The following is an 11,240-nucleotide window of genomic DNA, read 5'->3' as shown; positions in this document are numbered from 1 at the left end:
TTCTGCTACCGTTGCTGTTTCAAGCACGGTGCCGCCTGTTGCTACGCCGTATACGTTCACAACGTCGCCTTCTGCTAGGCCCGTTACTTTTACCGTATCTGCCGTGCCTGTCGCATTATTCGTTACGGTAATGGTCGCTACTGCTGGTGCTGCAGTGATTTCAGCATCATACGCTTTTACCGTTCTTACGCTTTCTAGCTGACCTTCTTTTGTCACGGTCACATACACGCTGCTTGCTGTTGCGCCCAGCTGTTCAATCGTTACCGTTGCTGATGTTGCTCCTTCAGCTACTGTTGCCGTTCCGATTGCTGCTCCGCCTGTTGCCGCTTTGTACACATTCACTACATCGCCTTCAGCAAGACCTGTAACAACCACTGTATCGCTTACGCCTACTTTGTTGTTCGTTGCTGTGATCGTAGCTGCTGCCGGAGCTGCCGATACGGGCTCAGTTACATACGTTTTGGATGTACGCGTACTCTCCAGCTTGTTCGCTTTCGTTACCGTCACGTATGCTGTTCCGCCTGTTGCAGTAAGCAGATCCGTTTTGGAAACTGTTACTTCCGTTGCGCCTTCTGCTACCGTTGCTGTTTCAAGCACGGTGCCGCCTGTTGCTACGCCGTATACGTTCACGATGTCGCCTTCTGCTAGGCCCGTTACTTTTACTGTATCTGCCGTGCTTGTCGCATTATTTGTTACGGTAATGGCCGCTGCTGCTGGTGCTGCAGTGATTTCAGCATCGTACGCTTTTACCGTTCTTAGGCTCTCTAGCTGACCTTCTTTTGTCACGCTCACGTAAACGCTGCTTGCTGTTGCGCCTAGCTGTTCAATCGTTACCGTTGCTGATGTTGCTCCTTCAGCTACTGTTGCCGTTCCGATTGCTGCTCCGCCTGTTGCTGCTTTGTACACATTCACTACATCGCCTTCAGCAAGGCCTGTAACAACCACTGTATCGCTCACGCCTACTTTGTTGTTCGTTGCCGTGATTGTTGCTGCTGCCGGTGCTGCCGATACAGGCTCTGTTACGTATTTTGCAGCCGTACGTGTACTTTCCAGCTTGTTCGCTTTCGTTACCGTTACATATGCTGTTCCGCCTGTTGCCGTAAGCAAGTCGGTTTTCGAGATCGTTACTTCCGTTGCGCCTTCTGCCACCGTTGCTGTTTCAAGCACGGTGCCGCCTGTTGCTACGCCGTATACGTTCACGATGTCGCCTTCTGCTAGGCCCGTTACTTTTACCGTATCTGCCGTGCTTGTCGCATTATTCGTTACGGTAATGGTCGCTACTGCTGGTGCTGCAGTGATTTCAGCATCATACGCTTTTACCGTTCTTACGCTTTCTAGCTGACCTTCTTTTGTCACGGTCACATACACGCTGCTTGCTGTTGCGCCCAGCTGTTCAATCGTTACCGTTGCTGATGTTGCTCCTTCAGCTACTGTTGCCGTTCCGATTGCTGCTCCGCCTGTTGCCGCTTTGTACACATTCACTACATCGCCTTCAGCAAGACCTGTAACAACCACTGTATCGCTTACGCCTACTTTGTTGTTCGTTGCTGTGATCGTAGCTGCTGCCGGTGCTGCCGATACAGGCTCTGTTACGTATTTTGCAGCCGTACGTGTACTTTCCAGCTTGTTCGCTTTCGTTACCGTTACATATGCTGTTCCGCCTGTTGCCGTAAGCAAGTCGGTTTTCGAGATCGTTACTTCCGTTGCGCCTTCTGCCACCGTTGCTGTTTCAAGCACGGTGCCGCCTGTTGCTACGCCGTATACGTTCACGATGTCGCCTTCTGCTAGGCCTGTTACTTTCACTGTATCTGCCGTGCTTGTCGCATTATTCGTTACGGTAATGGTCGCTACTGCTGGTGCTGCAGTGATTTCAGCATCATACGCTTTTACCGTTCTTACGCTTTCTAGCTGACCTTCTTTTGTGACGGTCACATACACGCTGCTTGCTGTTGCGCCCAGCTGTTCAATCGTTACCGTTGCTGATGTTGCTCCTTCAGCTACTGTTGCCGTTCCGATTGCTGCTCCGCCTGTTGCCGCTTTGTACACATTCACTACATCGCCTTCAGCAAGACCTGTAACAACCACTGTATCGCTTACGCCTACTTTGTTGTTCGTTGCTGTGATCGTAGCTGCTGCCGGAGCTGCCGATACGGGCTCAGTCACATACGTTTTGGATGTACGTGTACTTTCCAGCTTGTTCGCTTTCGTTACCGTTACATACGCTGTTCCGCCTGTTGCTGTCAGCAAGTCGGTTTTCGAGATCGTTACTTCCGTTGCGCCTTCTGCTACCGTTGCTGTTTCAAGCACGGTGCCGCCTGTTGCTACGCCGTATACGTTCACGATGTCGCCTTCTGCTAGGCCCGTTACTTTTACTGTATCTGCCGTGCTTGTCGCATTATTCGTTACGGTAATGGCCGCTGCTGCTGGCGCTGCAGTAATTTCAGCATCGTACGCTTTTACCGTTCTTACGCTTTCTAGTTGATCTTCTTTTGTCACGGTCACATACACGCTGCTTGCTGTTGCGCCCAGCTGTTCAATCGTTACCGTTGCTGATGTTGCTCCTTCAGCTACTGTTGCCGTTCCGATTGCTGCTCCGCCTGTTGCCGCTTTGTACACATTCACTACATCGCCTTCAGCAAGACCTGTAACAACCACTGTATCGCTTACGCCTACTTTGTTGTTCGTTGCTGTGATCGTTGCTGCTGCCGGTGCTGCCGATACGGGCTCAGTCACATACGTTTTGGATGTACGTGTACTTTCCAGCTTGTTCGCTTTCGTTACCGTTACATAAGCTGTTCCGCCTGTTGCAGTAAGCAGATCCGTTTTGGAAACTGTTACTTCCGTTGCGCCTTCTGCTACCGTTGCAGTCTCAAGTACCGTGCCGCCTGTTGCTACGCCGTATACATTCACGATGTCGCCTTCTAATAATCCGGTTACTTTTACCGTGTCCGCACCGCCTGTTGGGCTGTTTGTTATGGTAATCGTCGCTGCTGCTGGTGCTGCAGTGATCTCAGCATCGTACGCTTTTACCGTTCTTACGCTTTCTAGCTGATCTTCTTTTGTCACGGTCACATACACGCTGCTTGCTGTTGCGCCCAGCTGTTCAATCGTTACCGTTGCTGATGTTGCTCCTTCAGCTACTGTTGCCGTTCCGATTGCTGCTCCGCCTGTTGCCGCTTTGTACACATTCACTACATCGCCTTCTGCTAGGCCTGTAACAACCACTGTATCGCTTACGCCTACTTTGTTGTTCGTTGCCGTGATCGTTGCTGCTGCCGGTGCTGCCGATACGGGCTCAGTTACATACGTTTTGGATGTACGCGTACTCTCCAGCTTGTTCGCTTTCGTTACCGTCACATATGCTGTTCCGCCTGTTGCTGTCAGCAAGTCGGTTTTCGAGATCGTTACTTCCGTTGCGCCTTCTGCCACTGTTGCTGTTTCAAGCACGGTACCGCCTGTTGCTACACCGTATACGTTCACGATGTCGCCTTCTAATAATCCGGTTACTTTTACCGTGTCCGCACCGCCTGTTGGGCTGTTTGTTATGGTAATCGTCGTTGCTGCTGGCGCTACGCTAATCTCAGCGTCATGCGCTTTTGTTGTTCTCGTGCTAACTAGCTTGTCCACGCTCTTCACACTGACATATACGCTGCTTGCTGTTGCGCCTAGCTGTTCAATCGTTACCGTTGCTGATGTTGCTCCTTCAGCTACTGTTGCCGTTCCGATTGCCGCTCCGCCTGTCGCTGCTTTATACACGCTCACAACGTCGCCTTCGATAAGGCCTGTAACGACCACTGTATCGTTCACGCCTACTTTGTTGTTCAATACGGTAATATTCGCTGCTGCTGGCGCTAGCGATACGGTTTCCGTTACGTATACTTTCGAGGTACGTGTACTTTCCAGCTTGTTCGCTTTCGTTACCGTTACATACGCTGTTCCGCCTGTTGCCGTAAGCAGGTCCGTTTTGGAAACTGTTACTTCCGTTGCGCCTTCTGCTACCGTTGCTGTTTCAAGCACGGTGCCGCCTGTTGCTACGCCGTATACGTTCACGATGTCGCCTTCTGCTAGGCCTGTTACTTTTACCGTATCTGCACCGCCTGTTGGGCTGTTTGTTATGGTAATCGTCGCTGCTGCCGGCGCTGCGCTAATTTCAGCATCATACGCTTTTGTCGTTCTCGTGCTAACTAGCTTGTCCACGCTCTTAACGCCGACATATACGCTGCTTGCAGTTGCGCCTAGCTGTTCAATCGTTACCGTTGCTGATGTTGCTCCTTCAGCTACCGTTGCCGTTCCGATTGCTGTTCCGCCTGTCGCTGCTTTATACACGCTCACAACGTCGCCTTCGATAAGGCCTGTAACGACTACTGTATCGTTCACGCCTACTTTGTTGTTCAATACGGTAATATTCGCTGCTGCTGGCGCTAGCGATACGGTTTCCGTTACGTATACTTTCGAGGTACGAGTACTCTCCAGCTTGTTCGCTTTCGTTACCGTTACGTAAGCCGTCCCGCCTGTTGCCGTGAGCAGATCCGTTTTGGAAACCGTTACTTCCGTTGCGCCTTCTGCTACTGTTCCTGTTTCTAAGACTGTCCCGCCTGTCGCTACGCCGTAAACGTTCACGATGTCGCCTTCTGCTAAGCCAGTTACTTTTACCGTATCCGCACTTCCTGTTGGACCATTCGTTACCGTTACGTTAGCCGCGACTGGTGCTACGCTGATTTCAGCATCATAAGCTTTAAGCGTTCTTGCACTCTCCAGCTTATCTACGTTTTTCACGCTCACATACACGCTGCTAGCCGTTGCGCCCAGTTGATCAATCGTTACCGTTGCTGATGTTGCTCCTTCAGCTACTGTAGCTGTTCCGATTGCCGTTCCGCCTGTTGCTGCTTTGTAGACATTAACTATATCGCCCTCTACAAGACCTGTTACTACTACTTTATCTTGAACTCCAGACTTATTATTAGCTACATTAATGGTGCTGGCAGCTATTATGGTGGATACCGGCTCACTGATATACGTTTTTGATGTACGGGTACTTTCTAGCTTATTTAGCTTTGTCACTGAAACCTGTGCTGTTCCGCCTGTAGCAGCAAGCAAATCTACTTTGGATACAGTAACTTCCGTTGCGCCCTCCGCAACAGTAGCACTTTCAATTACGCTGCCATAGACAGTTACAATATCGCCTGCAGCAAGCCCGACTACTTTGACAGTATCAGCGCTTCCTGTTTTTTCATTGTTAACCGTGATATTAGCTGCAACCGGAGCTATGGATGTCTCCGAATCATATGCTTTAAATACGCGAGTGCTTTCCGAATCCACACCGCTCGTAACTGTTACGTAAATGCTTCCGACTCCACTGCCGAGTTGATCAATCTCCACTAATGCTTCAGTCGCATCAACGGCAACGGTTGCTGTTCCCATAAGCGTGCCGGATGTTGCCGCATTGTAGACCTTGACAATATCGCCTGCTAACAGGCCTGTTACTTTTACCGTATCTTTAACTCCTGCTTTATTATTAGCAACAGAGATAGAAGCGGCTACAGGAGAAGTTGAAGCTGCTGCATACCCAATGGCTGGGCTTATTGCGGATAAAAGCAATGTTGCGCTTATTATTCCTGTTGCAAGTCTAACAGAATTAGCTTTTGCTCTAGGTTGTACTTTTGACTTTGGCTTCAATTTCATCGGCTTTGCCTCCACAATAGATCTAGTAGTATACTACTATTACTATCGGAAATAGCTTTCATATTATTTAGGTGTTTTTTCATCCTGATACCTCATTCACAAAGTAATAATATTATAATTGTAGAATGGGTATGCGGCTGTAGTTCAAATAAACCCCAGTAGTTCAAAGAAAAGAATGAATAAAAAACTACAATTTACGTATGAATAACAAACAAGCTACAATTAATATCTAACAATAATCAATATAGTCCTTAAGAACTAGTCCCTTTCTTAGTTTCCTCTAAATTCTCTTTAAACGTTCACCATAACGATCAAAAGCTATGATTATTCTCAATAAAAAACCTACTGAATTAAAAACACGCATTATGGCTGCACATCAGCAAACAGATTTGAAATCGTACATGAATTCGGCCAAAAGCCAGTACAACCTACCCATTATACCGGGACAGGCAAGATCCAGAAGCTCGAGAAGATTCTGTCATTATTTTTGAAGCTGCACTGGTTCGTTGGACTCCGCGCGTCTCATGGCCGTCAGAACGGCGTTGCCGAAATTGGGCGGTACCGCCGCCTTATCAATACGTCAGCCATGGGTGTGATTTATTTGACTCCGTTAAAGGGGACGCATGGTATACTTTCGTACCAGATCGATTCCTTGTCTTCCTTATTGACGTAGGCCTCCAAGCGCTATCTTTTACTTCATATGAGAACCTGCCTGCCGCACAGCTATGGATGGGAAGAAAATGATAAAAAGGACTGCCGAGGTGAAAAAATGTGAATGCTATGCTACAATACTACAATTGCACAGGCATACATCATAGGGAGGTTTATTGCAGCGTCATGCTTATCATTGGAATCGCCGGCGGCACCGGATCCGGCAAAACAACGGTTGCCCGATCTGTCATTGATCGTCTTGGATCAGATAAAGTAACATTCATATCGCAGGATAATTATTATAAAAACCCGACGCATCTCAGCTTCGCCGAGCGCGAGCTTATCAATTATGACCATCCGCTTGCATTCGATATCGAGCTGCTCGCAAACGACCTCATGACGCTGAGAGCAGGTCAAACGGCTTTTGCTCCCGTTTATGATTTCACCGTCCACGGACGCTCAATGGATGAGACAATAGAGCTTAAGCCAAACAAGATCGTTATTCTGGAAGGGCTTCATGTACTGGCTGAGGAGAGTATCCGCAAAGCGCTCGACATTAAGGTTTTTGTCGATACCGATCCGGACGTGCGCATATTGCGCCGGGTATTGCGGGATATCGAGGAGCGCGGAAGAACAATCAAGTCCGTACATGACCAATATCTGAATACGGTAAAACCGATGCATGAAGCGTTTATTGAGCCCTCCAAAAAGTATGCCGATATTATTATTCCTGAAGGCGGACATAACGAGGTAGGCATCCAGCTGCTGTCGATACTGACCGAGAAATATTTGACGGACAGCCCGGGCATTATAGAGTTATAGTTGCCAAGCCATCTTATGGCACAAGAAGAAACGGTTTCGCCGTCCTCTGCAAAAGTAGGGTATCCGTTTCGCGTAGAAATATAGAGAAAGTTGGCGAAATGACATACTTTCCTATATTTCAAGCGTAAGCGGCTTTACCGTCCTCTGCGGCAAAAGCTGTCGTTTCGCGAATATAGATAAGCACATTAATATGTGAAAACATATACATTCTTATATATTCAAAAAGAGCACCTTCTCGGTGCTCTTTTCTACGCTTGCCTATGGAACGCTACGGCTTAGCGAATTGAAGCACGGCTATCGCAGCACGTTCCCTTCGGTCAGCATCACTGCTCCTCATCGCCTTTCTTAATATATCCAGCGCCAACGAAATGGTCTCCTGATCGACTGCACATGTTCGTTCCGTATCCACTGCCTGTCCGAAAGGCTTGTCCAGCCAATGCTCAATCTGCTCCGGCGTTACCTTCCGTTCGAGCATCGAGATGGTCACCTTCCTGTCTACAAAAGACTTCAGCTCAGGATGCAGCTCCGACCTCAGCAAGCTCTTCAGCCAAGTCACGCCTCTCCGATGGCAGAGGCCAGCTTCCTCCTCGGACGGTCTATCAACATAGTAATAGTCGCCCAAGTCGCCCATATGAACATGATCGCCATCTGCCAGAAAGAGATAATCCCCATCCTGCATATCGTAAACGAAGGAGCCGATCTCGAGCAGCCGATCCAGCAGCACCGCCCCCTTTTGATCGCATGCCTGAACAACCTTCTCCTGTCCAGCCTCCTTGCTTAACTGCTCTAAATCCCCTATACCCGGCCATTCGAAGCCGACGTAGTGGTCTCTCAGAAATGTAGGGACATGCCGCGCGCCGTGAAATTCAGAATTGAGAAGAAAAACATTCATTCGATGTGCCTCCAATTGTATGCAAGAACCGCACGGATGCATAATTCAAAAATTTTCTTTATTATCCAGCATAGGCAGCCGGAAGTAAATATGAGGACGATCCGCAACGAAAATAAGCAGCTGCAATCTCCTTGGAGAATGAGCCGCTTACCTGAAAAGGTCAATCCCGTAGCCATATTTAACGCTTGTTCTTATTCCGCTTCCTTGACGAGCTCTACTTCCTTCTGAAAAATAACCTTTGCATTTCCCCCAGAAGCATTCAGCCAAACGGCTTGAATAACCGCTCTTCCGCTTGATTGTTTGTTCGAAAGGGTAACGGCCCCGTTAAGCTTCACATTGACCGCTTTGTCTCCAGACAGCTTAATCCACTTCACGAACGCGGACGGCAGCCCTGCCCCTAATACGTTAAGCCTGTATTGATGCTTCATGCCATTGTCGCTAATAGTCACCGTTTCCTGAACCTCGGAACGAATATATGCCATTAGCCAAGCATTCATTGCCTGCTTCTCCTTCTCCAGCGCTTGCTGAAAGCCTACGGAAACAGCTTGCCACTCTGCCGCCGTAATACCCAATCCATGAACCCATTCACTTACGGTATACCTGTCTCTTTGCTGCAATACTTCGGTTAAAGCTTGATTGATAAGGGAGCTTACCGCTTTCTTATTTGCAAATAGCGCTGCCATTTCCTTCGGTTTTTTGGCAGCCAGCATATCGCGGACGGTTCCCTCGATTCCCTTTGCCTGACTCCCATCGCCGAATAGAAAAACGACCATATCGCCGATATTCACATCCGGTCCGCCGCCGGCTTCTGTCAAGATGGCTAACGCAGCCTGATATTCGGGATTCGCCAGCATGGCCTTAAGCTCAGACGCCTGAGGGTCATACGGTAAGGCAACAGCAGCCTTGACCAATCGGAACAGGCTGGTCTTTAACGATACCGCATCAACGGAGGCGGGCAGCTTTTCGCTTATTTTATGCCAGATCGGATCTATGAGAAACTGCATTTCGTTATCGTCAAGCCCGGCTATTTCTTCCTGAACGGCATGTATGTTCTGTACCGACTGGGAGCCTCCCGCTGCAACAGCCTCGTGCAGCCTATTCATGCGCTCCAGCAGGAGCGCTGGAATTGCGGGCTCGCTTCCCATATCGGAAGCCTTCAACGTTACTTCTTTCCGGAAAAGAATGCTCTCCGATTGTCCATCCGGGCTGATCGCCTTTGCCTGGATGACAGCAGACACCGCCGGCGTATAGGGCGGGATCGTAACGACGCCATCAGGCATCACCGTCACGGCATCGCTGCCTGATGCTTTGGACCATGTCAGAAGCTCGGCAGGGACGGACTTTCCAAGCACAGACAATGAATAGGTATGCTTCAGCCCATCATCGCTAATGATCGCCGTTTCCTGTGTTTCGGAGCGAAGGTAGGCGCTCAGCATGGCACTGGCAGCTGATTCGCTATGTGCAAGCTTATCTTCAAGGCCGCTCAAGACGCTTAGGATATCCTCCGTTGTCACCCCTCTTTGCTTAAGGGCGCTGCCCAAAGTATAAAAATAGGTCGCTTGCTGCCCGTCATCCGATTCGCTAAAGACCGTATCGATTGCCGATCGAAGCAGCTGCTTGCGCTTCTCATCATTATGAAGCAGGGCGATCAAGTCCTGCGGGGATTGTCTTGCAAGAAGTCCCAGCCATTCGCCTTGCACCCCGCCTCGGGCGGCGTCATCGCCGAACAGCAGGATCAGAAGCTGCTCAGCGCCGTTGGAGTAAACCGGGATGATGTTATTAAACAGCAGCTTATAGTCAGCGTTATTGCGAATGGCATCCAACCGGGCTTCCTGCGGGTCGACATACAAGCCTGCGGTCTCTTTCAACAGCTGGAACAGGGCAAGCTTCATCCCGTCGACTTGAGCTTCCGTGAAACGGACTTTTAGCTTATTCCAAATGGGATCAAGCAGCTGCAAGTTTGAATTCACATCAAGAGCCGCCCACTCCTCCTGCAAGCTGCGTACATTGGACAGGTCAGAAGGAGGTCCTTCTGCAAGCGTACCGTACAGCTTGCCCATTCTCGCAAAGAAAGGCTCCTCCGGGAAGTCCGCAAATGAATGCGAATGCCTCATCTCTTCCTCGAGGATTACCTTGTCCGGGCCGCCGTATGGATGAAGCAGGTTGACTTGAATAAGCGCTTCTCCGCTGGCTGCAGGGTAAACTAATTGCATGCTCCCGCTAGGAAAGACCAACAGGTCAGAGCTTCCCGAACGCTTGGACCAAACCAGTTGAGCAGGCAAAACATAGGATCCGAATATACCTAGATCATAATGATAAATACGGCCGTCCGTGACGTTGCCATCGTAATGGGCTATACGGTAGCTGGTGCTTACATTCGAGCGCATATAGGCGACGGCGATTCCGACAAAAGCATCCGTATCGAGCTGCAGCCTATTCCCAAAGCTTTGCAGCATCTCCTGCACGTTCAGAGCGGTTATTCCTAGATTGCGGAAAACCCTGCTAACCTGATAGTCGTACGATAACCCAAGCACCTCCTTCAGTTCGGAGAAAAGGAGATCGTTTACCTTCTCTCTTTCCTGCGTCAGCGCCATTAGCGAAAACGGGTCCATATTACGGATTTCTTCTCTGATGGTCCCTTCAAGCCCTTTGCGGCTGTTGCCGTCGCCATATAAGAAGATCAGAAAATCCTCGAGTGTCAGGCTTGGCTGCCCCGCCGCGGCAGAGATTGCTTGCAGCGCCGCGCGGTAATCGGCATTGCCGCGGATACTCTCCAATTCGCTAGCCTGCGGATCAAACTGGCTGACGATGACCGCTTTGAAAAACCGAAAAAGATCGGCTTTCACTTTTACTTTATCGACATGGGCAGGAAGCTTCAGGCTTATCTTGTTCCATACCGAATCAATAAGCGACTGGTCATTCAAGTCATCCAGCCCAGCAAGCTCGTCACGCAGATTGGACACATGCTGGGCATCGGCCGGATCACCTGCAGCAAGCGCCTCATGAAACTCCCCCCACTTGACCATGCTGGCTTTAGGCGGCGCTTCGGCGGCGCTCGCAATCCCCAAGCTGCCTCCACCTACTGGCTGGTTCCAGCTTCCCAGAGGCAAACCCGTGAGCAGCGCGGCGAACAAGCTTGAAATGATAACGGATACAACAATTTTGCTTCTTACATTCACTTTCTTCATCCTCC

Annotated in this window: 4 protein-coding genes; 1 reads left to right on the top strand and 3 read right to left on the bottom strand. The window is 49.7% G+C overall.

Translation table 11 applies throughout. The features are described from left to right. Positions 1-5,682 (bottom strand): beta strand repeat-containing protein (locus tag AC0YN3_RS29345; RefSeq protein WP_475778452.1); only part of this gene is annotated, 5,682 nt, incomplete at its 3' end. 837 nt (positions 5,683-6,519) lie between these two features. On the opposite strand from AC0YN3_RS29345, the gene udk reads away from it, so the two are divergent. After that, complete coding sequence (gene udk, locus AC0YN3_RS29340; RefSeq protein ID WP_475778451.1) at positions 6,520-7,155, top strand: uridine kinase; 636 nt, start codon at positions 6,520-6,522, stop codon at positions 7,153-7,155. A 268-nt stretch (positions 7,156-7,423) separates the two neighbouring features. Here the strand turns inward: udk and AC0YN3_RS29335 are convergent, their stop codons facing one another. After that, positions 7,424-8,047, bottom strand: a complete 624-nt coding sequence (locus AC0YN3_RS29335; RefSeq protein WP_475778450.1) for a hypothetical protein — start codon at positions 8,045-8,047, stop codon at positions 7,424-7,426. Between the two features lie 191 nt (positions 8,048-8,238). After that, positions 8,239-11,226, bottom strand: a complete 2,988-nt coding sequence (locus tag AC0YN3_RS29330; RefSeq protein WP_475778449.1) for a hypothetical protein — start codon at positions 11,224-11,226, stop codon at positions 8,239-8,241. Positions 11,227-11,240 lie beyond the last annotated feature (14 nt).

This window comes from Paenibacillus sp. J22R232, assembly GCF_056269165.1.
Note: the sequence above shows the minus strand (reverse complement) of the source record. Positions and strands in the feature narration are given on the sequence as shown.